23 protein-coding genes are annotated in these 23,751 nt (G+C 74.0%); 12 read left to right on the top strand and 11 right to left on the bottom strand.

What is annotated here, in order from left to right:
• Positions 1–134: 134 nt before the first annotated feature.
• Both ACVUH9_RS03190 and ACVUH9_RS03185 read right to left on the bottom strand, forming a co-directional pair.
• The gene (locus ACVUH9_RS03190) at positions 135–1,016 is read right to left on the bottom strand and encodes a DUF305 domain-containing protein (RefSeq protein WP_475753870.1); all 882 of its coding nucleotides are present in this window, start codon (positions 1,014–1,016) and stop codon (positions 135–137) included.
• A gap of 93 nt (positions 1,017–1,109) precedes the next feature.
• On the bottom strand, positions 1,110–1,583 hold the full coding sequence (locus tag ACVUH9_RS03185) for a hypothetical protein (protein ID WP_475753869.1): 474 nt from the start codon (positions 1,581–1,583) through the stop codon (positions 1,110–1,112).
• A 327-nt stretch (positions 1,584–1,910) separates the two neighbouring features.
• Here ACVUH9_RS03185 and ACVUH9_RS03180 point away from each other — a divergent pair, with 327 nt between their 5' ends.
• Complete coding sequence (locus tag ACVUH9_RS03180; protein WP_475753867.1) at positions 1,911–3,326, top strand: MFS transporter; 1,416 nt, start codon at positions 1,911–1,913, stop codon at positions 3,324–3,326.
• Positions 3,327–3,618: 292 nt separating this feature from the next.
• On the opposite strand, the gene ACVUH9_RS03175 is transcribed toward ACVUH9_RS03180, so the two are convergent.
• From ACVUH9_RS03175 to ACVUH9_RS03165, 3 genes are all read right to left on the bottom strand, one after another.
• Positions 3,619–4,089, bottom strand: coding sequence for a VOC family protein (locus ACVUH9_RS03175; RefSeq protein WP_475753865.1), 471 nt, complete (start codon positions 4,087–4,089; stop codon positions 3,619–3,621).
• 262 nt (positions 4,090–4,351) lie between these two features.
• On the bottom strand, positions 4,352–5,821 hold the full coding sequence (locus tag ACVUH9_RS03170) for a DNA-3-methyladenine glycosylase 2 family protein (protein WP_475753863.1): 1,470 nt from the start codon (positions 5,819–5,821) through the stop codon (positions 4,352–4,354).
• A gap of 498 nt (positions 5,822–6,319) precedes the next feature.
• Positions 6,320–7,219: a 5'-3' exonuclease gene (locus ACVUH9_RS03165; protein WP_475753861.1), complete on the bottom strand. Its 900-nt coding sequence runs from the start codon at positions 7,217–7,219 to the stop codon at positions 6,320–6,322.
• A gap of 319 nt (positions 7,220–7,538) precedes the next feature.
• Between ACVUH9_RS03165 and ACVUH9_RS03160 the strand changes: the two genes are divergently transcribed.
• Positions 7,539–8,564 carry a YihY/virulence factor BrkB family protein gene (locus ACVUH9_RS03160; protein WP_475753859.1) on the top strand — a complete coding sequence of 342 codons (1,026 nt, stop codon included), beginning with the start codon at positions 7,539–7,541 and terminating at the stop codon, positions 8,562–8,564.
• 13 nt (positions 8,565–8,577) lie between these two features.
• Here the strand turns inward: ACVUH9_RS03160 and ACVUH9_RS03155 are convergent, their stop codons facing one another.
• From ACVUH9_RS03155 to ACVUH9_RS03145, 3 genes are all read right to left on the bottom strand, one after another.
• Positions 8,578–9,921, bottom strand: coding sequence for a CU044_5270 family protein (locus tag ACVUH9_RS03155; RefSeq protein WP_475753857.1), 1,344 nt, complete (start codon positions 9,919–9,921; stop codon positions 8,578–8,580).
• A complete protein-coding gene (locus ACVUH9_RS03150; RefSeq protein ID WP_475753855.1) occupies positions 9,915–10,490 on the bottom strand; it encodes an RNA polymerase sigma factor in 576 nt (191 codons plus the stop codon). Before ACVUH9_RS03150 ends, ACVUH9_RS03155 begins: the two co-directional genes overlap by 7 nt.
• 137 nt (positions 10,491–10,627) lie before the next feature.
• Positions 10,628–11,656: an iron-containing redox enzyme family protein gene (locus ACVUH9_RS03145; RefSeq protein WP_475753854.1), complete on the bottom strand. Its 1,029-nt coding sequence runs from the start codon at positions 11,654–11,656 to the stop codon at positions 10,628–10,630.
• A gap of 148 nt (positions 11,657–11,804) precedes the next feature.
• Here ACVUH9_RS03145 and ACVUH9_RS03140 point away from each other — a divergent pair, with 148 nt between their 5' ends.
• Both ACVUH9_RS03140 and ACVUH9_RS03135 read left to right on the top strand, forming a co-directional pair.
• Entirely contained in the window at positions 11,805–12,569 is a 765-nt protein-coding gene (locus ACVUH9_RS03140) for a HemK2/MTQ2 family protein methyltransferase (RefSeq protein ID WP_475753852.1), read from the top strand.
• Positions 12,566–12,814, top strand: coding sequence for a CDGSH iron-sulfur domain-containing protein (locus ACVUH9_RS03135; protein WP_475753850.1), 249 nt, complete (start codon positions 12,566–12,568; stop codon positions 12,812–12,814). The genes ACVUH9_RS03140 and ACVUH9_RS03135 overlap by 4 nt, the downstream gene beginning before the upstream one ends.
• A gap of 13 nt (positions 12,815–12,827) precedes the next feature.
• On the opposite strand, the gene ACVUH9_RS03130 is transcribed toward ACVUH9_RS03135, so the two are convergent.
• Positions 12,828–13,427: a suppressor of fused domain protein gene (locus ACVUH9_RS03130; RefSeq protein ID WP_475753848.1), complete on the bottom strand. Its 600-nt coding sequence runs from the start codon at positions 13,425–13,427 to the stop codon at positions 12,828–12,830.
• 560 nt (positions 13,428–13,987) lie between these two features.
• On the opposite strand from ACVUH9_RS03130, the gene ACVUH9_RS03125 reads away from it, so the two are divergent.
• Positions 13,988–14,650, top strand: coding sequence for a peroxiredoxin (locus ACVUH9_RS03125; protein ID WP_475753846.1), 663 nt, complete (start codon positions 13,988–13,990; stop codon positions 14,648–14,650).
• Between the two features lie 125 nt (positions 14,651–14,775).
• On the opposite strand, the gene ACVUH9_RS03120 is transcribed toward ACVUH9_RS03125, so the two are convergent.
• Positions 14,776–16,287, bottom strand: coding sequence for an aminotransferase class I/II-fold pyridoxal phosphate-dependent enzyme (locus ACVUH9_RS03120; RefSeq protein WP_475753844.1), 1,512 nt, complete (start codon positions 16,285–16,287; stop codon positions 14,776–14,778).
• 72 nt (positions 16,288–16,359) lie between these two features.
• Here ACVUH9_RS03120 and ACVUH9_RS03115 point away from each other — a divergent pair, with 72 nt between their 5' ends.
• The 3 genes from ACVUH9_RS03115 (at position 16,360) to ACVUH9_RS03105 (ending at position 18,758) form a co-directional block, all read left to right on the top strand.
• On the top strand, positions 16,360–17,307 hold the full coding sequence (locus ACVUH9_RS03115) for a LysR family transcriptional regulator (protein ID WP_475753842.1): 948 nt from the start codon (positions 16,360–16,362) through the stop codon (positions 17,305–17,307).
• 10 nt (positions 17,308–17,317) lie between these two features.
• A complete protein-coding gene (locus tag ACVUH9_RS03110; protein ID WP_475753840.1) occupies positions 17,318–17,683 on the top strand; it encodes a DUF1330 domain-containing protein in 366 nt (121 codons plus the stop codon).
• 274 nt (positions 17,684–17,957) lie between these two features.
• Positions 17,958–18,758 (top strand): cupin domain-containing protein, encoded by an 801-nt coding sequence (locus tag ACVUH9_RS03105; protein WP_475753838.1) that lies wholly within the window; start codon positions 17,958–17,960, stop codon positions 18,756–18,758.
• Positions 18,759–18,997: 239 nt separating this feature from the next.
• On the opposite strand, the gene ACVUH9_RS03100 is transcribed toward ACVUH9_RS03105, so the two are convergent.
• Complete coding sequence (locus ACVUH9_RS03100; protein WP_475753836.1) at positions 18,998–19,372, bottom strand: hypothetical protein; 375 nt, start codon at positions 19,370–19,372, stop codon at positions 18,998–19,000.
• 358 nt (positions 19,373–19,730) lie between these two features.
• Here ACVUH9_RS03100 and ACVUH9_RS03095 point away from each other — a divergent pair, with 358 nt between their 5' ends.
• From ACVUH9_RS03095 to ACVUH9_RS03080, 4 genes are read left to right on the top strand one after another with little or no spacing between them, the layout of a single operon-like run.
• Complete coding sequence (locus ACVUH9_RS03095; RefSeq protein WP_475753834.1) at positions 19,731–20,708, top strand: ABC transporter ATP-binding protein; 978 nt, start codon at positions 19,731–19,733, stop codon at positions 20,706–20,708.
• Positions 20,695–21,747, top strand: a complete 1,053-nt coding sequence (locus ACVUH9_RS03090; protein ID WP_475753832.1) for an ABC transporter ATP-binding protein — start codon at positions 20,695–20,697, stop codon at positions 21,745–21,747. The genes ACVUH9_RS03095 and ACVUH9_RS03090 overlap by 14 nt, the downstream gene beginning before the upstream one ends.
• Positions 21,735–23,354: an ABC transporter substrate-binding protein gene (locus ACVUH9_RS03085; RefSeq protein ID WP_475753831.1), complete on the top strand. Its 1,620-nt coding sequence runs from the start codon at positions 21,735–21,737 to the stop codon at positions 23,352–23,354. The genes ACVUH9_RS03090 and ACVUH9_RS03085 overlap by 13 nt, the downstream gene beginning before the upstream one ends.
• A 10-nt stretch (positions 23,355–23,364) precedes the next feature.
• Positions 23,365–23,742 (top strand): hypothetical protein, encoded by a 378-nt coding sequence (locus tag ACVUH9_RS03080; protein ID WP_475753829.1) that lies wholly within the window; start codon positions 23,365–23,367, stop codon positions 23,740–23,742.
• Positions 23,743–23,751 lie beyond the last annotated feature (9 nt).

Raw genomic sequence — 23,751 nt, 5'->3', positions numbered from 1 at the left:
GGATCCGAAGGCTCGCGGCGGTGGCTCAGGCGGCGGGGACGCCGGTGGCCACCGGAGTCAGGCCACCGCGGACCTCGGCCACCGCGGACCTCGGCCACCGTGGACCTCGGCCACCGCGGACCCCGGTGGCCGACTCAGGCGGCCGGGACGCCGCCGGCGGGCGAGGCGGCCCCGTACCAGCGCTCGCGCCAGTCGTTCATCTCGGCGATCTCCCGCTTCTGGGCGGCGACGATCGCCTTCGAGATCCGGCGGAGCTCGGGATCGCGGCCGTGCGCGAGCTGCGCCCGTGCCATCCGGATCGCGCCCTGGTGGTGGGGGATCATCTGGTCGATGAAGGCGCGGTCGAAGGGCTTCGCCGTCTTCAGGGCGGACATGTCCATCGACATGCCCATCTCGTCCATCGAGAGTCCGAGCGACTTGGCGTCGGCGGCCATGCTGCCACCGGTCGTGCTGCCGCTGTCCTCGGCCGGGGGCGTCGTCTTGGTGTCGTCGGTGGTCGCGTCGGGCGCGTCGTCGCTGCCGTGGCCCATCGCGGAGTGATCGGTGCCGCCGTCGCTGGTCGCCGTGCCGCCTCCGCCGTGGTCCGTGCCCTCGTGGCCCGACGGGGCGGCGTCGTCGGCCATCGAGGCGGGAGCGACGCCGAGCCGCTTGGCGATCGTGCGCAGCTCCGCGATCTCGCGTTCCTGGGCCTTGGTGATGCCGGTGCCGAGCGCGCGGATCTCCGCGTGCTCGCCGCGCTCGCGGGTGTCGGCCGCCATCGCGACCGCCATCTCGTGGTGGGGGATCATCTGGGCGACGAACGCGCGGTCGACGGCGGCCGCCTCGGACGAGGGCGCGGCGGCGTCCGCGGAGGGCGCTGCGGCGGCGTCGCCGGCGGTGCCGGTCGTGATCGTGGTCGGGGTGCCGGCGGAGTGGGCGTCGTGGGCGTCGTCGCCCGACCCGCAGCCGCTGGCGGCGAGGACGGTCACGGCGCTGACGCCGAACAGCGCGACGGTGCGCGCGGGGAACCTGGACATGGTGCTCCTTCGTACTGCTGTCGTTGGTCGGTGCGGGCCCGGTCGAGGGCACGCGGCGGGTGCTCCGGGGGCGTGGGCTCCCGGCGCGGGTGATCAACGACGAAGGACGGCGTGCCGCAGGTAGAGGGGGCTGGACCGGGCGCGCGGCAGCGGGCCGGTGGGCAGGAGGCGGGAGACCGCGCGGAGTCGGACGGCCGGGCGGAGTCGGGGGCGCGGTCGGCGGAGGCGGACGACCAGCGGGGCGGCGATCACCACGCCGGCCGAGACGACCCCGAGGCAGGCGGTCGCGGCGGTCATCGCGTGGTCGCCGCCGTGCTGGCCTCCGTGCAGGCCGCCGAGCGCGGCTGCGGGGATGGCGTGGTGCGCAGCGACGGCCGCGGCCAGCCCGAGCACGACGAGCAGGACGCTCAGGGGGTGGCGGGAACGGCCGAGCCACGCGTGGACGCCCGACCGGGCCGGGTGCGGGGCGGGCCCCGGTGGGCCCGCGGTGGGCAGCGGTCGGTGCGCCGCCGACGGGCGGTGGCGCGCGAGTGAGCCCGGACCGGGCTGGGCGGGACGCCGCAGCACGGGCCGGATCATACCCCCAGGCGGTATATGCGGTCGACCGTGATGCCGGGTGCGGTCCGCTTCGGGCGCGCCGGCGCTGCCGGATCAAGATACCCCTGGAGGGTATGCTAGCTTGCGTTCCGCCGATACCCCCAGGGCGTATGCGGAGCGCGCGTCTCGCGCTGCGAGCGGTCCCGGGGATCGATGCAGGCCGGCGTCGCCGTCGGTCGGGCACGCGTGGCACCCGCCCGAGGGCCGGCTGGTCCGGGGGGGGGTGTCTCGCGCGTCCTCTATACCCAACCCCCGTACCGTATGGACCGCTCACGCGGCCAGATTGGACGCACCCTCATGCCACCGAATCCCAAGCGCTGGTGGGCGCTCGCCGTCATCGCGCTCGCCCAGTTCATGGTCATCATGGATACGTCGATCATCGGCGTGGCCCTCCCCAAGATGCAGGCCGATCTGGGCTTCTCGCCCGATGACCTGCAGTGGGTCTTCAATGCCTACGTGATCGCCCTCGGCGGTCTGCTGCTGCTCGGCGGCCGTCTGGCCGACCTCTTCGGCGCCCGCCGGATGTTCTCCACCGGCTGGGTCGTCATGCTCGTCGGCTCGGTCGTCGCCGCGCTGGCCCAGAACGTCGGCGTCGAGCTGACCGGACGTGCGGTCCAAGGGGCCGGCGCCGCGCTGATCGCACCCTCCGCCCTGACCCTGCTGATGACGTTGTTCGGCGGTCAGCCGAAGGAGCTGGGCAAGGCGCTCGCGTTCTACGGCGCCGCGGCCCCGGCCGGGGGAACCGCCGGCGTCTTCCTCGGCGGCGTGATCACCCAGTACCTCAGCTGGCCGTGGCTCTTCTGGCTCTACGTCCCGATCTCGCTCCTCGCCCTGGTCGCGACCCAGCGGCTGATGCCGGCCGGCCGGACGACCCGCGGGTCGGTCGATCTCGCCGGTGCCGGCGTCGTCACCGCCGGCCTCGCGCTGATGGTCTTCACGGTCGTCCGTGCCCCGGAGCAGGGCTGGGGCTCGAGCGCGACCGTGCTCGGTCTCGTCGCCGCCGTCGCACTGCTCGCGGGCTTCGTCGCGATCCAGCAGTACCGCAAGGACCCGCTGGTCCGGTTGGCGATCTTCCGGACGCCGAACCTCGGCGGAGCCAACCTCGCGCAGCTGCTGCTCGGGGCCTCGTGGGTGCCGATGTGGTACTTCCTCAACCTCTACCTGCAGCAGGTGCTCGGCTACGGTGCGCTCGCCAGCGGTGCGGCGCTGCTGCCGATGACGATCCTGATCATGCTGCTGATGGTCGGCGTGGCGCCGAAGCTGATCGCCCGCTTCGGGTCGAAGACGATGATCGTCGCCGGTCTCTGGGCGTTGGCCGCCGGGCTGCTCTGGCTGTCGTTCGTGCGACCGACCGGCAACTTCGTCGTCGACGTCCTGCCGGCCTCGCTGGTGGCGGCGCTCGGGCAGGCGCTGGCGTTCATCCCGTCGCTGGGGACGGCGATCTCGAGCGCGCGGCCGGAGGAGGGCGGACTCGCCGCGGGGATCGTGAATACGACCTACCAGGTGGGCTCGGCGCTCGGACTGGCGGCGGCGACGGCTCTGGCCGCGTCCCACGGTGCCGGTCAGCTCGGTGATCCGACCGCGCTGACCAACGGCTACTCGGCGGCGTTCCTCGGTGCCGCGGCCGTGGCCGCCGTCGGCGGTGGACTGGCGATCGTGACCCTCAACCGCAGGCCCCGTGGGGCGCGGGTCACCGCCGACGAGGCGGTCTGACCGGCCCGGCCAGCCCGGCAGGGACTGAGGCGGTGGGGCTGATGCGGCGAGGGCTGATGTGGTGGGGCTGACGCGGATTGCCGCTCGCCGGCAACGCTGACCCGCATCAGGCGAGAGCGCGGCGACGGGCCGATGCGGATTGCCGTTCGCCGGCAACGCCAACCCGCATCAGCGGCGGCCGCGTCCGCAGCGCCGCGCCTGGACCCGCCGCGTCTCGCTTCGCCTAGACCCGCCGCGTCACGTCTCGTCCCGCCGCGCCTTGACCCGCCGCGCCTCGACGACCCGCCCCGCCTCAGCCGGCGGCGGCGCGCTCCGCCGCAGCGATGTCGATCTTCTTCATCTGCATCATCGCCGCCGTCGCGCGCTGCGACCGCCCGGGATCGGGATCGCCCAGGAGCTCGATCAGCCGCGTCGGGACGACCTGCCACGAGAGGCCGTAGCGGTCCTTGAGCCAGCCGCACGGCCCCTCGGAGCCGCCCTCGCTGAGCGCGTTCCAGTAGAAGTCGACCTCCTCCTGGGAGCCGCAGGTGATCTCGAACGAGACCGCCTCGTCGAAGTGGAACTCAGGGCCACCGTTGATGGCCACGAAGCGGGTGCCGTCGAGCTCGAAGGCGACGGTCAGGACCATGCCCTCCGGGCGCGGCATGTCGGGGCCGTAGTGGACGACCTCGACGATCCGCGAGTTGGGGAAGACCGAGACGTAGAACTCGGCGGCCGGCTCGGCCTCGCTGTCGAACCAGAGGTTCGGGGTGATCTTGGGCATCGCGGGTGCTCCTCTCGGGAAGGGTGCTCTCTGCCCGTGAGACGCCAGGCTGGCGGCAAACTCATCGGTGCCGTCGGCCGCCCGGCGATGAGTTCCGCGCCCGCGCTCGGTCCTGGCTCGCGAACGGATGCCGAGCTCTCGGCCGGGTGCCCCGACGTCAGGAGCGGCTGAGGGCACGGACGATGACCAGCATCACCAAGATCGGGCGGCTCGACGGCCGGGCGACCGGGCTCCCGTCGACTGCTCCGGCCGCCGCCCGCCCTCAGTCCGGCAGGACGTTGACCGCGTGGTCGCCGGTCGCCCAGAGGTGTTGGACGGCGTAGGCACGCCAGGGACGCCAGGCCCCGGAGGCGGCGGCGAGGGCGGCCGGGGTGGTGGGCAGCTCGAGGGCACGGGCGGCCTTGAGCACGCCGAGGTCGCTGCCGGGGAAGGCGTCCGGGTCGCCGAGCGCGCGCATCGCGATCACCTCGACCGTCCACGGGCCGAAGCCGGGCAGGGCGAGCAGCCGGCGGCGGGCCTCGGTCCAGTCGGCCGCCGGACCGAGGTCGAGGTCACCGGAGGCGAGCGCCCCGACCAGCGTGGTCAGGGTCCGGCGGCGAGCGCGGGGGAGCGCCAGGCGCTCGGGGTCGAGCTCGGCGAGTGCCACCGGGTCCGGGAAGAGGTGGGTGAGGCCGCCGGCGGGGTCGTCGACCGGCTCGCCGTGGGCGACGACCAGGCGCGCGGCGTGGGTCCGGGCGGCGGCGGTCGAGACCTGCTGGCCGAGCACCGCCCGGACCGCGAACTCGGCCGGATCGGGGGAGCCCGGGATCCGTCGGCCGGGGGCGGCGGCGACCAGCGGACGCAGGTGCGGGTCGCTGCCGAGCTGGGCGTCGATCGCCTCCGGATCGGCGTCGAGGTCGAGCATCCGGCGGCAGCGGCTGATCGCCACGGCCAGATCGCGGAGGTCGCCGAGGGTCAGGCGGCAGTCGACGTGTCCGGGCCCCGGCCGGAGCGCGACGATCGCGCTGCCGTGGGGGAGCCGCAGGGTCCGCCGGTACCAGCCGTCGCGCCACTCCTCGACCCCGGGCACGGCCGTCGCCGCGAGGTGCCCGAAGAGGTTGTCCGGGAACAGCGGCCGGCGGAACGGCAGCCGCAGCTCAAGCGTGCCCGGGGCAGTCGCTCGCTGGCCGTTCGCGGCCTGGCGCCGAAGCTCGGTGGGGGAGGTGGCGAAGACCTCGCGGACGGTGTCGTTGAACGAGCGGACGCTGCCGAAGCCGGCGGCCAGGGCCGCCTCGGCCATCGTCAGCGTGCTGCGCTCGATCAGGGCACGGGCGGTCTGGGCGCGCTGGGCGCGAGCGAGCGCCAGCGGCCCGGCGCCGAGCTCGGCCTGGAGGTGCCGCTCGACCTGACGGGCGCTGTAGCCGAGCTGGGCCGCGAGCCCGCCGACCCCCTCGCGCTCGACCACGCCGTCGCCGATCAGCCGCATCGCCCGGGCGACGACGTCGGCGCGTGCGTTCCACTCCGGCGAGCCCGGGCTGGCGTCGGGGCGGCAGCGCTTGCAGGCCCGGAACCCGGCCTGCTGGGCGGCCGCGGCGGACGGGTAGAAGCGCATGTTGGCCGGCTTCGGCGGCCGCACCGGGCAGCTCGGCCGGCAGTAGATCCCGGTCGAGGTGACCGCGGTGAAGAACCACCCGTCGAAGCGGGCGTCCTTCGACTGCACCGCCCGTAGGCAGTGTTCGCGATCGGTGTGCATGGAGGTCAGCATCGAGGATCCGGGCGATCCTGTCTGGCAGGTTTCCGACATGGCGGTTCGGGCGGGGCGGTCTGGGTAGGGGACGGGGCCTGGCGGCGGGGCGCGGCGGGGGGTGTGGACTGGCGGCGGGGCGTGGCCTGGTGTCGGGGTGCGGGCGGGGCGGAGCCTGAGCGCGGCGGGCAGACCGGGGTCAGAAAGCGTCGGCGCCGCGGAGCGGGGTCATCTTGCGTCGCCAGGCGACGCAAGATGACCCCGGCGATTCGGGGCGGGGCAAAATGACCCCGGGGCCGGCCCCACTCGCTTGCACTTCGCGCCCTCGCCTCGCCCGGAGCCCGGTGGTCTGCCCGACCTGCCCGGCCCGTCGCCCGGACCCCGGCCCGTCGCCCGGACCCCGGCCCGTCGCCCGGACCCCGGCCCGTCGCCCGGTCCGACCGGCCCGTCGACCTGCCCGACCTGCCCCGACGGGGCCCGTCACCCCGCGAGCCCGTCAACCGGCGGTCAACCCGCGCGCAGGTCCGCCGCCAGCCGTCCCATCCCGAGGGCCTCGGCGGCGTCGGCGCCACCCGCGCGGTCGGTCGGCGCGTCGGGCACGTCCTCGACCTCGACCTCGTGCAGCAGCGCGACGGCGTGGTCCCGGCGGACCTCGGCGGAGTGCTCGCGCAGGACCGCCGCCAGCCGCTGGGTCAGGCCGTCGCCGAGCTGGGGCTCGCTGGCCGGCTCGCCGAACGGCCCCTCGGCGCCGGCGGCACGCAGCACGCCCTCGAGGTCGCCGTGGGCGGCGAGCAGCCGGGCCGCCGTCTTCGCGCCGATCCCCGGCGCGCCGGGGATGCCGTCGGACTGGTCCCCGCGCAGGGCGATCAGGTCGGTGACCTGATCGGGCCGGACGCCGAGCGACTCGAGCACGCCCGGCTCGTCGACGGTCACGAGGCCGGGGCCGCGGCCGGCAGGCCGGCGGACGACGACGTGCTCGCCGACGCAGGCGAGCAGATCGCGGTCGCCGGTCACGATCACCGACGGCAGCTCGCGCTCGGCCCGTCGCCGCGCGAGCGTGGCGAGCACGTCGTCGGCCTCGAGCGCACCCCCGTCGCGGACCGCCCAACCGAACGCCTCGCAGAGCGCGGGCGCCTGGTCCCAGCGGCGCCGGAGCGCGTCGGGCATCGGGTCGCGGTGCGCGTGGTAGGCGGGCAGCAGGGCGGTCCGGTGGGTCGCGTCCTCGGCCCCGATCGCGCAGCAGACCGCCGCCGGCTGGTGCTCGTCGATCTCGGCGAGGATCGCGCGGGTCGCCCCCAGCAGGGCGCCGATCGGCTCACCGTCGGCGCCGCGGATGCTCGACGGCAGCGCGAAGTGGGCGCGGTAGAGGAGCCACGGCAGGTCGAACAGGAGCAGCGGGGCGGACACGCGCCGAGCCTAGCGGCGGGAGCGGCGGTCGCCCAGTCGCGCGCGCCCGACCCGGTGGCCGGTCCGCGCCCGACCTGGTGGTCGGCGCGCGCCCGACCCGGTGGCCGGTCCGCGCCCGACCTGGTGGCCGGCGCGCGCCCGGTCGGGGCGGGACGCCGGCCGTCGTCGGGGATCGCGAGCGAACGCCGTTTGCCCCCGGCTCCGCTGGGTATCGGGCCTGCGTGATCGCCAGGACCGCTCCCCGCCGAGACGACCGACCGGAGGCCCGAGACCAGCGGCCCGCTCCCCGTCCTGCGCAGCGCGCCGGGAAGCTCGCCTGATGGACGCCCTCGCCCCGGTCCGGGCCATCGACCGCTTTCAGCAACGGCACAAGCTGCTGGGGATCCCGTACGCGGTCGTCAAGAAGTTCTCCGACGACGAGGCGGGCAACCGGTCCGCGCTGATCGCCTACTACGGCTTCTTCTCGATCTTCCCGCTGCTGCTGCTGTTCGTGACGATCCTGGGCTACGTGCTCGAGGGCAACCCCAGCGCCCAGGAGGCCGTCCTGAACTCGGCCCTGAAGGAGTTCCCGGTCGTCGGCAGCTCGCTCCAGACCCACTCGCTGGAGGGCAACGGGCTCGGCCTGGTCATCGGCCTCGTCGGTGCCCTGCTCTCCGGCCTCGGGATCACGATGGCGACCCAGAACGCCTTCAACACCGTCTACGCCGTCCCCCGCAAGGACCGGCCCAACTTCCTGATGTCGCGGGTCCGCGGCGTCGGGATGCTGGTCGTCTTCGGGGGCCTGCAGCTGGTCTCGACCGTGGCGACCGGCCTGGTCACCGGCGGGCTCGGTGGCGTCGGGCTGACGATCGCGGGCATCGTCCTCTCGCTGCTGCTCAACCTCGTGCTCTTCTTCGCGGTCTTCCGGCTGCTGACCGACAGTTCGGTCGGCACCCGCGAGCTGCGTCCGGGGATCGTCTCCGCCGCGATCCTATGGACGATCCTGCAGTCGGTCGGCGGGGTCTACATCGGCCACGTGGTCAAGAACGCCGGCGAGACCTACGGCACCTTCGCGACCGTGATCGGCCTGCTGGTCTGGCTCTACCTCGGTGCGCGGGTGGTGGTCTACTCCGCCGAGCTGAACACCGTCCTCACCCGGGGCCTCTGGCCGCGCAGCATCGTCGAGCCGCCGACCGCGGCCGACCGCGAGGTGCTGGAGGCGCTGGCCAAGACCGAGGAGCGGAGCGAGGAGCAGACCGTCGATGTCAGCTTCGACGATCCGCCCCGGGGTCCAGGGGCTCCGGCGGGCGCGCCGGCCGGCCCGCACGAGGACGGCGTCGGCCACGGCGGTGCCCGCACCGGCTGACCGCGCCGTCCGCTCAGCCACCCGGCCGGCAACCGCGGTGGTCGGCCACGAGCAGCTTGTGCTGGGCGCGGGTGATCCGGACGATCTTGTTCCCCGCCTTCCGCATCGCCGCGAGGTGGCGGCGTCCGGTGGGGGTGGTGAAGAACCCACGCGGGGTGACCGTGATCAGCTTCGCGTTGGGCTTGTTGACGTCGAACGGCAGCCCCGGCGTGACGCCGTCGGTGCAGTGGGCGGGCTGCGGGGGCAGGCTCGGGGCCGTCTCGACCTGACGCTGGTCGACCAGCACCGTGCGCGTGGCGTGGGCCTCGAAGAGGTCGAAGTCGGCCTGCTTCGCGGACGCGCCGACCGCGTCGAAGATCGGCCGCTCCTTCGACCACTCGAGCAGCTGGGAGGTCTCCGGATCGACGATCAGCCGGTAGGTCTCCGGGCCGAGGTGGCGGTCGGCGGGGAGCGCGACCGAGATCCGCTCGCCGATCCGGCCGGTGGCGTCGGGCCCGCGGCCGTCGGCCGTGGCCCCCGGCGTCCGCGCCATCACGGTGAAGAGCGCGGAGCGGACCGCCGGCGGGGTCCGTCCGTCGGTCAGCAGCGCGATCTCGGCCGAGAGCAGGTTGGCGCGGGCGTCGGTGGCGTTCTCGACCGTCCCGGGCTTGGCCTCGCGGGTGCGGCCGAGCCGCCGCTCGAGCACGTCGGGATCGGTCGGGAGGGTTCCGGGATCGAGGCTGGCGGCGGAACCGGGCGGCCCGCCGGCCGCGGGGCGGTAGGGGAGGACCTCCGGGGTGCGACTGCCGTCCGGACTCCGGCTCGGCTTGGTCTTCAGTCGCTTGGCGCCGTCGACCGAGCCGCCGCCGAAGCTGCCCTTGCCCCGCCACCGCTGGGCCGCGGGCGAGCCGGTCGTCTCGACCAGGCGCACGCTGCCGGGCCGGTGGACGCCGTTGCCGTCGCGACCGACCCAGGTCTCGACCGGCTCCTCCGTCACGTAGGTCGCGTCGCCGAACGGCGTGGTGTGGCCGATCGTCGAGCGGATCAGGGCCTTGCGGTAGCTGAAGGCCCCCTGCGTCACGGGACGTGTGGCCGCGCTGGCCGCGGCAGCGGTGAGGATGTTGAAGGCAGACGCCTGGTGGCCGGGGGCGGGACCGTCCGGGGGGCTGCCGGCGGGCAGGGCGAAGCCGACGATCGTGACCGCGAGGGCGGTCATGCCGACCCCTCCGGCCGCGAGCACGAGCCGGCGGCGGGTGCGCCAGAGCGGCTGCGGACGGGCGTCGTCGGCGGCGAGCGCCCGGGCGATCTGCGCCTCGCTGGGCTCGGTGGTGCGGAGGCCGTGAAGCGCGTCGCGGAGGTCGTTCTCGGTCTTCAGCATCGGCGGGCTCGGTCATTGGTGGCCGGGGAAGGGGTCGGCGGTGCGGCGTCGCGGAGGGCGCTGCGGCCGCGGGAGAGGAGCGAGCGGACGGTGCCGACGCGGCAGCCGAGCGCGGCGGCGATCGCGTCGTCGCCGAGGTCGTGGACGTAGCGGAGGGTCAGCGCGGCCCGCTGCCGGGTCGGCAACCCGGCCAGCAGCTCGATCGCCGCTTCGAGCTCGTCCCCGGCCGTGCGCTCGGTGCCTGGCGGTGGTGCGGCGCGTTCGTGGCGCTCGTGGCTGGCGATCTCCGCGGCGCGCCGAACGCTGCCGCGGCGGGCCTCCTTGAGCGCGCAACGGACGGCGATCCGGTGCAGCCAGGCGTCGAGCGCCTGGGGGTCGCGGAGGCTGTCGATCCGCCGCAGCGCGGTGATCGCCACCTCCTGCGCGACATCGTCGGCGGCGGCATGGTCCCCGAGCACCCCCAGCGCGGTGCGGCGGGCGACCCGGAGCGCCCGGGCCGCGAGGGCCTGGCGGTCGTCGGCGGTCGGGGCAGAGGACGCGGTGGGGCCGATGACGGTGGTCTGGGTCAAGATCCGGGACGGGACGGGACGCGCTGGTTCGAGTCGCTCATGCAAGGAAGAGCCACGACCCCCGCCCGGATGTTGCACGATCGTGGCCCGGGCGATCCCGGAGATCATCGGGGGACGAGCCGTCGCGGGGCGGCTGACTACCGCTGGGCCGCCGCGGCGACGGGCAACGGTGCCCGCAACGAGCTGCGACCCGCGTCCCACGCTCCCGCCACGGCGACCGCGAACCGCGTCTCCAGGGCGGCGAGCGCGGCAGCGCCGAACAGCGCGTCGCGGCCGAGGGCGCGGTCCTGGTGGGCGAGTCCGCCCGCCAGGTCGACGGCGGCGATGCTCTCGTGGACGGCGTCGGCCTCGACGTGCTCGTCGTAGAAGTCGGTTGCCGCGACGCTCGCGTAGCCGAGCCGCCGGAGGCCGGTCGCGTAGCGGCGGCTCGGAACCGACGAGGTCATCTCGGTGAGTGCGAGGTGGCCGGCGCAGGCCGCCCGCAGACGCCGGTGGAGGCCGAACATCGAGGCGAGGTTGACCGTCGCCAGCGTCGTCGCCGGCAGCACGTCGAGGTAGGCCCCGTAGCGCTCGTCGAGCTCCAGCTCGCGCATCATCCGCGCGTAGAGGTCGGCGTGGATCCGGTCGGGCTTGCCGCCGCCGTACTCGTCGACCTGGATCTCGACCATCGCCGCCTTCGGTCGGCCCGTCAGCCGCGGCAGCGCGAACGAGTGGGGGTCGGCCTCCTTCAGCTGGTAGGCGGACCGGTGCACGAGCAGCTCGCGGAGCTGGTCGAGCGTGGCCTCGCGCTGGACGAACGCCGACAGCGACGGGCCCTCGTCGGCGCGCGCGATCGCGGACAGGGCGAGGTCGATCTCGCTCGGCGCGACGTCCTCGGGAACCTCCGCCAGCTGCCGGACCTCCGCCTCGAACGCCCGCTCGAGGCGCCGCCGCAGCGCCAGCAGCGCCGGATCCCACTCCCAGTCGTCGTCGACGCCGGGAAGCCCCCGGTAGTGCAGCTCGTAGCAGAGGTAGAGGGCCAGCTGGAGGTCCTCGTCGGCGAGCGCGGCGGTCGGGACGTCGAGGTCGGCGGCCAGCTCGCCGGGGGATCCGGGAGGGCGGCCGAGGGCGTGCAACACCCGCTCGCTCAGGAGCCCGCGAGGCGCGGGAAGGCCGATCGTGGTCATGCCGTCTGTCTACCCATCCGCCCGCTTCGCCACCCGGCACGCCTCGCCACCCGGCCGCGGGGCCCGCTTCGCGCCGGCCGCGCCCCTGGGGTACGGACGCGGTTCTTCGGGGTACACGCTGCTGGTCCCTCTCCGACCGGAGCCTCGCGTGCCCGACGACACCCTGCTCGCCGTCCTTCCCTCCGCTGCGCTCGACGCCGCTCGGTCCCCGATCCGCCTGCGGGCGCTGCCGGGGGTCTACCCGCCCGCCGAGGACTCGCACCTGCTCGCGGTCGCGCTTGGGGCGGAGGCGCTGCGCGGAGCCCGCGTGCTCGATCTCTGTACCGGCACCGGCCTGTTGGCCGTGACGGCGGCGCGGGCCGGGGCGGCCGAGGTCGTCGCGATCGACCTGTCGCGACGCGCGGCCCTGAACGCGCGGCTGAACCTCTGGCGTCACGGCGCGCGCGCCTGCGTGCGCCGCGGCGATCTCTTCGGCGCCGCCCCGTCCGGCGGCTACGACGTGATCGTCTCGAACCCGCCCTACGTCCCGGCGGCGGACGATCGTCTGCCGACCCACGGGCCGGCGCGGGCGTGGGACGGCGGCCGCGACGGGCGGGCGATCGTCGACCGGATCTGCGCCGACGCGCCGGCCAGGCTGCGGCCCGGCGGTCGCCTGCTGATGGTCCACAGCGGGGTGACCGACGCGGAGCAGAGCCTGCTCGCGCTGCGGGCGGCGGGGCTCGACGCGCGCGTCCTGATCCGGCGGGAGATCGCCTTTGGGCCGGTCATGCGCCGACGCGCACGGCTGCTGCGGGAAGCGCGCCTGATCGAGGACGGGCAGCAACGGGAGGAGCTGGTCGTGATCCGCGCCCAGGCTCCGGCCACCGGCGACGCGACCGGCCTTCCGGCACGAGCACCGACGAGCAGGAGGTGACGATCGGCATGGGCAGCCACGAGCAGGAGGTCACGATCGTCCCGTACCGCAACGGGCCGCTGATCGTGCGGGGTCCCGTCGTCCTGCAGGACCAGGACGGGCGGGTGATCGAGACCGGGCGGAGTCCGGTCGCCCTGTGCCGCTGCGGGCGTTCGCGGATCCGGCCGTTCTGCGACGGCACCCACGCGGTCGCCCGCTTCGAGGCCCCGAGCGGACGCGAGGGCGGCCGGGCGGCCAGCGGCTGACGAGCCGTTCGCGTCAGGCCCGCGCGGGATCGGTGCGCAGCAGCGGGTCGCGCTGCGCCAGGCGGTCGAGCACCGTCAGGGTCCCGACCCGCTGCATCAGCAGGTACTCGCCGGTCGTGATCCCGACCGCCTGGAGCAGCTGGAGCCCGGCGGGCGCGGCCACGTGGGGATCGTCGCGGAGGCCGAGCGCGACCAGGCCTGATTCGCCGCCGTCGAGCGGGGGGCCGGGGGCCAGGCGAGCGCCGGCGTGGAACGGGCGGCCGACGGCGATGCTGGTCCGGGCCGTGCCGAGCAGGACCGCGAAGGCCCAGGCCGGGGGCCGCTCGGCGGCCGGGGTCAGCAGGCTCAGCTCGTGGCCGAGCGGGGCGGCCGTCTCGCCCGACCGTACGGCGGCGAGGCCGACGGTGACCAGGTGCCAGCGGTCGTCGGCGCGGTAGCCGTCGACGCCGACGAGCGCGGCGGGGTCCGGGGCCGGTGCGCTCGCCGCCCGGGGAGACCGGCCGGTGGTGGTGGGCTTCGCCGACGAGCGGTGGCGGGCGGCCGGCGAGCCGTAGACGGCCGCGAAGGCCCGTTCCACGAGGGAAGGCCGGTTCTCGGGGGCCGCGCCGGTCACGCCCGAGACCCTAGACCTCGGGCGGGGGCGTGGGGAGACGGTGCGGACCGCGACGTGCGATCGGGGAGCCTGGAGAGCGTCACGGGAGCGCAGGGGGCCGTTGCCTCGGCGATGCCGGTCGCGCCGTGCTGCCGGAGCGCCTCCGCGACCAGTTCGCGGTCCACGACGACGACGTTCGGCAGGCGGTGCTCGGCACGCGCGCGCCGTTTGACGATGGTCTTGTGCACGGACGGACTCCGATCTCGCGGTTGGCACGGCGGCGGGCGGCCTGGGGGAACGAGGAACGGCGCCCGTCCGGCGGATCGTGTCAGGGCGCAGGCATACCTCCGGACGTTCGGTGACGCCCGCGCGACGCGGCGGCAGCGTCCCGGCGGACGGACCTCCGTCGGGGAACCTCCTCCGGGGGCCGTCGAGCGTGGGTCCGGGGCCTGGCCTGCACGGTCGACAGCGAGCGGGAGACGTACCGATGTCCAGTCTCCTGACACCAACCGAGCCCGTCCGGTTATGCTGAAAGCCGATCCGCAATACGTGATTGCGACCTTCACACGACGAGGACGAACATGGCACTGACCATCGGCGACACCGCGCCGGACTTCGAAGCTGAGACCACCGCAGGGAAGATCAACTTCCACGACTGGATCGGAGACAGCTGGGCCGTCCTGTTCTCGCACCCGCGCGACTTCACCCCGGTCTGCACGACCGAGCTGGGCTACATGGCCCTGATCAACGGTGACTTCGAGAAGCGCGGCGTGAAGACGATCGCGATCTCGGTCGACCCGGTCGACAACCACCAGAAGTGGTTCGCCGACATCGAGGAGACCCAGGGTGCCGCCCCGACGTTCCCGCTGATCGCCGACACCGACTTCGCGGTCGCCAAGGCGTACGGGATGCTCCCGTCCGATGCCGCCGGCGACCCGACCGAGCGGACCCCGGCCCAGAACGCGACGCTCCGCAACGTGTTCGTGATCGGCCCGGACAAGAAGATCAAGCTCGTCCTCATCTACCCGATGACGACCGGCCGCAACTTCGACGAGGTCCTGCGCGTGATCGACTCGCTGCAGCTGACCGCGAACCACGCCGTCGCCACGCCCGCCCAGTGGCAGCCGGGCGAGGACGTCATCATCGCCGGCTCCGTGAACAACGAGCAGGCGAAGGAGAAGTACCCGGACGGCTGGAAGGAGCCCAAGCCGTACATCCGGATCGTTCCCGCGCCGACGGCGTAGGGACGCGTCTCCCGGTCCGCGCCGCGTGGCGGTGCGGGCCGGTCGCAGGACCCCGCGGTCCGCGCCCGCCGCGCGGTAGACGGAGACGTCCGCCTCCGGCTCGTCGAACCGGCGGCGACCGTCGGTCAGCCGGTGACGACCAGCTGCTGCAGCGAGGGATCGGAGGCGCCGTGGATCCGGGCGCCGGCGTCGACCGCCTCCAGCAGCGCACGGACCGCGTCGTCGGTGATCTCCTCGCCGGGCATCAGGAACGGGATCCCGGGTGGGTAGGCGCTGACGGTCTCGGCGCTGGTCCGCCCGACCGCGCGGTCGAGCGGGAGGCTCTCGGTCGCGCCGATGAAGGCGGCCCGCGGGGAGACCCGCGGCGTGCCCGGCCGCGGCACGGTCACAGCCCTTGCGGATCCGGCTTCGTCGGTGTCGGCCGTCGCGATCACCTCGGAGAAGGCATCGACGACCGCGTCGGCCTCGTCGGCGGGCATCCCCAGCGGGACGACGAAGACGATGCAGCTGGCGAGGACGACCTCCGGGTGCACGTCGTGGACTTCGCGCAGGCGGCGGGCGACGTCTTCCGCGCGGGCCCCGCTCCGGCGCAGGTCGACGGCGATCCGCAGCGGATCCCACGCGCGTGCCCCGGGGTCGTCGGTCGCCCTGCCGATCACGCGGCAGCCGACGATCCGCTCGAAGCCCTCGCGGAGCCGCCGGGCGATCGCCATCGTGTTGCCGAGCATCTCCTGGCCGCGGAAGCTGAGCTGCCGGCGCGCGACGTCGAGCGAGGCGAGCAGGAGCGAGCTCGGGCTCGTCGAGCGCAGGATCCGCACGCTCCGCTCGAGTTGGCGCTCGAGCTCGGGGCGGTCGCGCGCCACGTGCAGCATCGCGCTCTGGGTCAGGCTCCCGGCGTGCTTGTGGGTCGAGGTCACCAGCACGTCCGCGCCGGCCTCGAGCGCGTTCGACGGCAGCACCGGGTGGAAGCCGAAGTGCGGCCCCCAAGCGCCGTCGACGACGAGCGTGACGTCGGCCTCGTGGGCGACGGCGGCGCAGCCGGCGATGTCGGCGACGGCCCCGAAGTACGTCGGCGAGACGATGATCGCGGTGCGGGCTCCGGGGTGGGCACGCAATGCCTCGCGCAGGGCCTTCGGGGTCACGACGCCGGCGATCCCGGTTCCGGGGTCGTAGTGCGGCATCACGTAGGCCGGCGCGCCGCCGCTGAGGACGAGGCCGTCGATGACGCTGCCGTGGCAGTTGCGCTGGACGACGACCTGCTGGCCCTCGGGCGCCAGCGCCAGCGTGATCGCGTGGTTGGCCTGCGAGGCGCCGTTGGTCAGGAACCAGGTCCGGCCGGCCGCGTAGGCGGTGGCCGCGAGGGTCTCGGCCTGCTCGTACGGCGTCGGCGATGCGCCGAGGTCGACGCCGTGGATGTCCCGCGGGAGGTCGAGGGCCAAGGCGGCCAGGCCGATCGTGCGCACGAAGGCGGGGTCGGCGCCGCGGCCGCCGCCGTGCCCGGGCACGTGCATCCGGTGGGGGAGCCGTGCCCCGTGGGCCACCAGGGCCTCGAAGTACGGTGCGTCGTACTGGGAGACGGCCTCGCTCACCGGCTCGAGGTCGAGGTCGAGGGTCCCGAAAGCGGCGGGGGGCTGCATGATGGCGACTCTAAGCATCGGAAATGCCTAAGGAATAATCGCTTTACTGCCCTGCTGATATAGGTTAGGCCGATGGCTCGCTCGCTCGACGCTCGCGATCTGCGGCTGATAGAGGCGATCGGCGCCGAGGGATCGCTGGCCGCTGCGGCGCGGCGCGTCCACGTCAGCCAACCGACCGCGTCGGAGCACCTCGCGTCGCTCGAGCGCCGGCTCGGGGCGCGGCTCGTCGACCGCGGTCCCCGCGGAGCACGGTTGACCGAGCTGGGCACGCTGCTGGAGACGCACGGCCGCGACATCCTGACCCGGGTCGAGCGGGCCGAGGCCGACGTCGCCCGCCACGTCGAGCACGGCGTCTCGACGCTGCGGGTCGGGACGTTCCCGAGCGCCGGGACCGATCTGGTGGCGCGGGCGACCGCGGCGCTGCGGGCGACCGGGCTGCACGTCGCGCTCAGTGAGGCCGAGGTGCCCGAGTTGATCGAGGCGCTGCGATCGCGTGCGCTCCACGCTGCGGTCCTCTTCCGGCCGGCGGGCGAGCCGCTGCCGCACCTCGAGGACGTCAGTCACCACGCGCTGCTGGAGGACGAGCACCTGGTCCTGCTGCCGCGCCTCCATCCCGCGGCGTCGGGCCTGCAGGTCGGACTCCAGGAGTTGCGCGGCGAGCGCTGGATCGCGGGACCGGCCGACGACGACCCCTCCTACGTCGCGTTGCTGGCCGCGGCCCGTCGCGAGGGCTTCGAGCCGGAGTTCGCCTACCGCGTCGACAGCTTCCCGATGACCCAGGGACTCGTGGCGGCCGGGCTCGGCGTCTCGCTGCTGCCCCGGCTCGCGCTCGTCCCGCTGCGGTCCGACGTCGTCGCCCGGCCGCTGGCCGACGCCCGGATCGTGCGCGAGGTCGGGGTCGCGATGATCGACACGCTCGCCCCGCAGCTCGGGGCCCGGCTGCTCGACGCGCTCCGTCGCTCGGCCGACGGCCTGCGCGCCGAGGAGGATCGCTCCCGCAGGGCACCGCCCGACGCATAGGCTGGGCGCGATGAGCGTCGATCCGACCGGCCAGGACCTCAAGCGCTATCTCGCCGAGGACCCGGGCGGCGAGGTGGTGATGCTGAACCTCCTGCGGTACGCGGACGGCGGCGCGTCGTCGTACGCGGAGTACGCGGCCCGGATCGGGCCGTTCCTCGCCCGGGTTGGGGCCGGGGTGGTCTACTTCGGCGAGGCCGGCACGGCGCTGGTCGCTCCCGGCGACTGGGAGTGGGACGCCGTGCTGCTGGTCCGCTACCCGAGCCGAGCGGCGTTCACCGCGATGGTCGCGGACCCCGAGTACCAGCAGATCACGGGACTGCGGACGGTCGCGCTCGACGCGGCGGTGCTCCAGGCGACGACCCCGCGGGGGGCGTAGCCGGGCGGTCGCTGCTCGCCGGGCTGTCGCGCCGTCGTCCCGTCGGGCCACCCGCTCGCGGTCTCGCGGCCCGGCGAGTCGCCGGGTCGTGGGGTGCCCGGCCGGTCCGGGCCGTTGCGGCCGCGCCCGGCGCTTGCCTCCCGGGCGAGTCGCGGCGGGCGGTGATCTGCCGCACACGGAGCCGACAGCGCCTCTGCGACGCCCGGTCCAGCCCGCCGGACACAACCTGGCCGGCGTCGGCCACGCTCCGGTCGCGACTCGCTTGACTGGATGGATGGGTATCACCGCGATCGACGATCAGGAGTTCGGCATGGGGGGAACGGGGACGAGCGAGGTCGCGCACGCGGGTGACGGTCCGCGGGTCGAGATCGGCGCCGGGGCGACGAGCGAGGCCCTGATCGCGCCGCTCGACGGCTCGCCGTTGGCGCTGACGCTGGTCCGGCTGGACGCGGGCGCGACGGCTGGGGTCGCCGCCGGCGACGACGAGGATCTGCTGCTGTTCGTCTTCGAGGGCGACGGCACGGCGCGCCTCGCCGAGGGCTCCGAGGTGCTCGTCCACGGAGCGACGCTGCTGCTGGCGGCCGGCGAGCAGGTCGCGCTCGAGGCGGGCTCCGCCGGGCTCGTGGTCGCGCGCTTCTCCGTCGAGCACGCCGCCGACGACCACGCGCCGCTCGGCGATCGCGTCCGGCTCAGCCAGCTCGACCTCGCGGACCCGGACGCCGCGACCGGCAGCCGCTCGTTCCAGATCCTGCTGGGGCCGGAGAACGGCTGCTGCCGCGCGACCCTCTTCGTCGGCGTCGTCCCGCCCGGGGCCGCGCCGTGGCACTTCCACCAGTACGACGAGATCGTCCTGATCCTCAGCGGGCACGGCCGCTACCACCAGACCGACGGCTCGGCCCAGGCCCTGCGCGCGGGCTCGGCGGTCCGGATCCGTCCGCGCGACATCCACATCAACGAGAACGGCTCCGACGGCGACATGCTCGTGCTCGGCGTCTTCACCCCGGCCGGCAGCCCCTCGGCCGCCTACCTCGCCGTCGGTGACGGACTTCCGCCGCACCCCTCCGCGGGGGCGTGACGACCAGCGCCTGAGGCAGGGCGCCGCCGGCGATCGGGCGGCAACCCGCCTCCGGGGCAAGCGGAAGGAAGGCCGGCCTCGCCGCGGGATCGCTGGCGGGGGCCTGGGTCGCCGGGAGCCGGCGGAGGAAGGAGAGGCCCGCCAAGGGGTGCCCGCCTCCCCGCGGGCACCCCTCCGTCGCGGCGGGCTCGCACTGCTCGGGGGAACCGCTTCCGGAGCGTTGGCCCCGGAGCCGGCTCTCAGCCTTCGAGCAGGAAGAACGGACGGCCCGTGTGGGCCTCGAAGCGGACGTACTGGTCGAGCCGCACGCCGTCGACCGACTCGCGCACCCGCTGGACCATCGCGGCGACGACTTCGAGCGAGGGGACGTCGAACATCAGGTACCAGGTGAAGTCCGGGGTGCCGGGCTCGCCGACCATGAAGAGGTCGTCGTCGAGGGTGCCGATCGGCACGGCGCCGAGCGCGAGCCACTCCTCGGTCAGGGCCTTGAAGCGCGGCAGGACCTGCTCGCGCCGGACCTCGTCGGTGGCCGAGTACCAGCCCTGCGTGGCGGCGCCGAGCAGGATCACGCGGCAGGGGGACGGGAGCTGCGGGGGAACGAAGTCAACGGCCACGGGGGCGGTCCTCTCGGGGGCTGTGGTCAGGGTTGCGGCGGTCGCTCGGGTGACCGCCCACGGCTCCGTGCGGAGTCGCGGCGGTCGTTCGTGGCGGGCCGCGGCGCCGTTCGAAACGGTGCCGTGGCAGCGACCCTAGCTCCTCGGGACGGGGCCGATGGGGTGGTCGTCCAGCACCCGAGACACAAACGACCCCGGTCGGGTTGGCGCCTGAGTGTCGGATGGCACAGAATGGCGGCATGGAGGAAACCCCGATGCTCAGAGGGATGTCTGCCCGCCCGGCGGCGACCGTCGTGGCGGCCGCCGCGCGCTGCCGGTGCGCGCTGCAGCACCTCACTTGCCAAGCAGGCAAGTCCTGATGCTCGAGGTCGAGGATCTCGAGGTCACGTTCCCGACCGCCCAGGGGCCAGCCCGCGTCGTCGACGGGGTCAGCTACCGGCTGGCCCGCGAGGAGACCCTGGCGATCGTCGGCGAGTCCGGCTCGGGCAAGACGGTCAGCGCCCAGGCGATCGTCGGCCTGCTCGACGGGACGGGCGCCACCGTCGGCGGCTCGGTCCGCTTCGACGGCCGCGAGCTGCTGACGCTCGACCCGCGGGAGCGGCGGTCGCTCGCCGGCGACCGGATCGCGATGGTCTTCCAGGACCCGCTCGCCGCGCTCAACCCGACCTTCACCGTCGGGGCCCAGATCGGCGAGATGTTCCGCGTCCACCGCGGCGCCGGTCGCAAGCAGGCGAAGAAGCGCGCGATCGAGCTGATGGAGCGGGTCGGGATCCCGCTCGCCGAGGAGCGTGCCGGCCACTACCCGCACCAGTTCTCCGGCGGCATGCGTCAGCGGGTCGTGATCGCGATGGCGATCGCGCTCGAGCCGGACGTGCTGATCGCGGACGAGCCGACGACCGCGCTCGACGTGACCGTCCAGGCCCAGATCCTCGACGTGCTCGCCGACCTCCAGCGCGAGACCGGGATGGGCCTGGTGCTCGTGACCCACGACCTCGGCGTCGTCGGCGAGGTCGCCGACCGGGTCGCGGTGATGTACGCCGGCCGGATCGTCGAGACCGGGACCGCCGACGAGCTCCACCACCGTCCGGCGCACCCGTACACCCGGGCCCTGATCGCCTCGCAGCCACGGCTCGGCGACCGCGGCAGCAAGCTCGACGCGATCGGGGGCGCGCCGCCCGACCTGATCGCCCGGCCCGCCGGCTGCAGCTTCCATCCGCGCTGCCCGCTCGCCGACGACCGCTGCACGGCCGAGGCCCCGGCGCGCCACGACGTCGGGTCCGAGCACTGGGCCGCCTGCCACCACGTCGACCAGGTGCTCGCGCATGCCGCACGCTGAACCGATCCTCCAGCTGGAGGGTCTCGTCAAGCACTTCCCGATCCGCGGAGGTGGGCTCTTCGGCCGCGGCCAGCAGGGCGCGGTGCGGGCGGTCGACGGGATCGACCTGACCCTCTACAAGGGCGAGACGCTCGGTCTGGTCGGCGAATCGGGCTGCGGCAAGTCGACGCTCGCCCGGCTGCTCGTCCAGCTCGAGCAGCCGACCGCCGGTCGGATCGACTACCGCGGACGCGACCTCGCGAGCCTCAACGCCCGCGACCGGCGGCGGATGCGCCGTCATATCCAGATGGTCTTCCAGGACCCGTTCGCGACCCTCGATCCGAAGATGCGGATCGGCGAGCTGGTCGCCGAGGGCTGGCAGGCGCATCCGGGGATCGTCGAGCCCGCCCGCCAGGCCGCCCGGGTCGGCGAGCTGCTCGAGATGGTCGGGCTCGAAGCCTCCTGCGCGCGGCGCTACCCGCACGAGTTCTCGGGGGGACAGCGCCAGCGGATCGGGATCGCGCGCGCCCTCGCGGTCGAGCCGGAGGTGCTCGTCTGCGACGAGGCCGTCTCCGCGCTGGACGTCTCGGTCCAGGCCCAGGTGATCAACCTGCTGGCCCAGCTGCGCGACGAGCTCGACCTGACCTGCCTCTTCATCGCGCACGACCTCTCGGTCGTCCACCACCTCGCCGACCGCGTCGCCGTGATGTACCTCGGCCGCGTGATCGAGTGCGGCGACCCGGAGCAGATCTACGCCCGGCCGTCGCATCCGTACACGCAGGCGCTGCTGTCGGCGGTGCCGAACGCGGATCCGCGCCTGCGCGGACGCGAGCGGATCCGGCTCGAGGGGGACGTCCCGAGTCCGGTCGACCCGCCCTCGGGTTGCCGGTTCCGGACCCGTTGCGGGTGGGCGCAGGAGCGCTGCGCGAGCAGCGAGCCCCCGCTGGTGGGGGTCGGGCCGGAGCAGTTCAGTGCCTGCGTGCGCGCAGAGGAGATCGTCGCCGCCGGAGCCCCGGCGTTGGCCCATGGGGAATCACGAGGAGAGACATGTCACGGATGAGGAAGCGGTTGGCAGGGGTGCTCCTGACCGGCGGAATAGTGGTCGTCGCGTCAGGTTGCGGCGGCGACACGCTCGGCGGGACCGGGACGACCAGCGGCAAGGGCGCGTCGGCGGAGACCTCGAACGCGACGCTGCGGTACGCGATGTCGGCCGAGCCGATCAGCCTCGATCCGGCGGTCGGGACCGACAGCCAGTCGGCGATCATGTTCCGCAACGTCTACGACCGGCTGATCGAGCTGGCGCCCAACGGCCACGACCTCAAGCCGGGTCTGGCGGAGAAGTGGGAGGTCAGCGAGGACGGGCTGACCTACACCTTCCACATCCGCGACGGCGTCACGTTCGACGACGGCACGCCGCTCGACGCCAACGCGGTCGTGACCTCGCTGCGGCGGGTGCTCGGGGTGGCGAAGGGCGACTCGTCGGTCTTCGCGCAGCACACGACCCAGAAGGACATCCGCGCGACGGACGCCCGCACGGTCACGATCGGCCTGAAGGAGCCGTACGCGCCGTTCCTCCAGATCATCGCGCTGTTCGACATCGGCTCGATCGTCAACCCGACGATGCTGAAGGAGCACGCGACCAAGAAGGACCGCTGGGCGGAGCGCTACTTCAAGAAGAACATGAGCGGCACCGGGGCGTTCAAGTTCGACACCTGGCAGCGCAACCAGTATTTGACGCTGCAGCGCTCGGAGACGACCTGGCAGACGAAGGCGAAGCTCGCGACGCTGCGCTTCGAGTCGCCGGGCGACGCCTCGACGACCAGCCTCAAGCTGCGCCAGGGCGACGTCGACGTGGTCGACCCGAACATCCTCTCCAGCGATCAGCTGAAGGCGCTCCAGGGGGCCCAGGGGATCAAGGTCGCGCGTCAGCCGATCTACGACGCCACCTACTGGGTGATGAACCTGAGCAAGAAGCCGTTCGACGACCTGCGGGTGCGTCAGGCGTTCTCGTACGCGATGGACTACGACGGCATCCTCGCCAGCGTCGTCCAGGACCAGGGCGCCCGCCTCGCCGGCCCGGTGCCGCAGGGGCTGCTGCCCGGGAAGGCGCCCGCGGGCCCGTACCACAAGGACGTCGCCAAGGCCAAGCAGCTGCTGGCCGAGGCCGGTCACGCGAAGGGCCTGAAGCTGACCTCGTGGTACGTCGACTTCGGTCCGCTGAAGGCGATCGCCCAGGTGATGCAGGACAACCTCAAGCAGATCGGCGTCCAGGTCGAGCTGCGTGAGCTGCCGCTCTCGACGCTCGTCGAGGGGGTCGAGTCCAACCGCCTCGGGTTCTACTCGTGGTCGTCGAACCCGCCGTTCGCCAGCGCCGACGCGATCCTCTGGAACCACTTCCACAGCAAGGCCGGCAGCGGGGTCGAGGGCAACCTCTCGCACTACGCCAACCCGAAGGTCGACCAGCTGCTGGTCGACGCGCGCCAGCAGACCGAGCTGCCCAAGAGTGACGACCTCTACCGGCAGGCCGCCCAGATCATCGCCGACGACGCGACCTGGATCTACCTGTCGCAGACCGTCAAGAACGCCCCCATGCGCGAGGCCGTGCAGGGGTACCAAGTCGCCGTCATCGGCGGCACGAACTTCCGCGACGTCACCGTCGGCGGCTGAGGAGCACGATATGAGCAGCCTGATCGAATTCGAGGCCTGGCGGGTCAAGCCGGGCATCGAGCAGGAGAGCCACGACGACATCATCCGTCGCTGGTTCGCGTTCGTCAGCGAGAACCGCGACGAGCTGTTCCCGGAGTGGGTCTCGACGCGCTACTACCGCGAGCTGGACCGCAGCACCAACGAGCCCACCGGGCGCTACATCATGCTCTTCGAGTACGAGTCGCCCGAGGCGCGTGACCGGTACAAGGAGCGCCGCAAGGACTGGGACGGCCCGTACGAGGCGTACAAGGCCGTGGATCCGTACCAGGAGCACTTCGACCTCGAGACGGTCGAAGAGGAGTTCTGGGAGCCGCGCGAAGCCCAGCTCTGGCACGACTTCTCCTCCTAGCCGCCGCCA

Source organism: Patulibacter ginsengiterrae, from assembly GCF_056269115.1.
The sequence above is the reverse complement of the archived record's forward strand: the minus strand, read 5'-3'. Positions and strand labels throughout refer to the sequence as shown.

What these genes read in the sequence shown, in the direction of transcription:
- ACVUH9_RS03175 (WP_475753865.1), bottom strand. Translation starts at nt 4,089, where the DNA reads ATGCCCAAGATCACCCCGAACCTCTGGTTCGACAGCGAGGCCGAGCCG.
- ACVUH9_RS03125 (WP_475753846.1), top strand. Translation starts at nt 13,988, where the DNA reads ATGGCACTGACCATCGGCGACACCGCGCCGGACTTCGAAGCTGAGACC.
- ACVUH9_RS03145 (WP_475753854.1), bottom strand. Translation starts at nt 11,656, where the DNA reads ATGACCACGATCGGCCTTCCCGCGCCTCGCGGGCTCCTGAGCGAGCGG.
- ACVUH9_RS03115 (WP_475753842.1), top strand. Translation starts at nt 16,360, where the DNA reads ATGGCTCGCTCGCTCGACGCTCGCGATCTGCGGCTGATAGAGGCGATC.
- ACVUH9_RS03190 (WP_475753870.1), bottom strand. Translation starts at nt 1,016, where the DNA reads ATGTCCAGGTTCCCCGCGCGCACCGTCGCGCTGTTCGGCGTCAGCGCC.
- ACVUH9_RS03120 (WP_475753844.1), bottom strand. Translation starts at nt 16,287, where the DNA reads ATGCAGCCCCCCGCCGCTTTCGGGACCCTCGACCTCGACCTCGAGCCG.
- ACVUH9_RS03110 (WP_475753840.1), top strand. Translation starts at nt 17,318, where the DNA reads ATGAGCGTCGATCCGACCGGCCAGGACCTCAAGCGCTATCTCGCCGAG.
- ACVUH9_RS03085 (WP_475753831.1), top strand. Translation starts at nt 21,735, where the DNA reads ATGTCACGGATGAGGAAGCGGTTGGCAGGGGTGCTCCTGACCGGCGGA.
- ACVUH9_RS03170 (WP_475753863.1), bottom strand. Translation starts at nt 5,821, where the DNA reads ATGCACACCGATCGCGAACACTGCCTACGGGCGGTGCAGTCGAAGGAC.
- ACVUH9_RS03090 (WP_475753832.1), top strand. Translation starts at nt 20,695, where the DNA reads ATGCCGCACGCTGAACCGATCCTCCAGCTGGAGGGTCTCGTCAAGCAC.
- ACVUH9_RS03105 (WP_475753838.1), top strand. Translation starts at nt 17,958, where the DNA reads ATGGGTATCACCGCGATCGACGATCAGGAGTTCGGCATGGGGGGAACG.
- ACVUH9_RS03080 (WP_475753829.1), top strand. Translation starts at nt 23,365, where the DNA reads ATGAGCAGCCTGATCGAATTCGAGGCCTGGCGGGTCAAGCCGGGCATC.
- ACVUH9_RS03160 (WP_475753859.1), top strand. Translation starts at nt 7,539, where the DNA reads ATGGACGCCCTCGCCCCGGTCCGGGCCATCGACCGCTTTCAGCAACGG.
- ACVUH9_RS03180 (WP_475753867.1), top strand. Translation starts at nt 1,911, where the DNA reads ATGCCACCGAATCCCAAGCGCTGGTGGGCGCTCGCCGTCATCGCGCTC.
- ACVUH9_RS03095 (WP_475753834.1), top strand. Translation starts at nt 19,731, where the DNA reads ATGCTCGAGGTCGAGGATCTCGAGGTCACGTTCCCGACCGCCCAGGGG.
- ACVUH9_RS03155 (WP_475753857.1), bottom strand. Translation starts at nt 9,921, where the DNA reads ATGCTGAAGACCGAGAACGACCTCCGCGACGCGCTTCACGGCCTCCGC.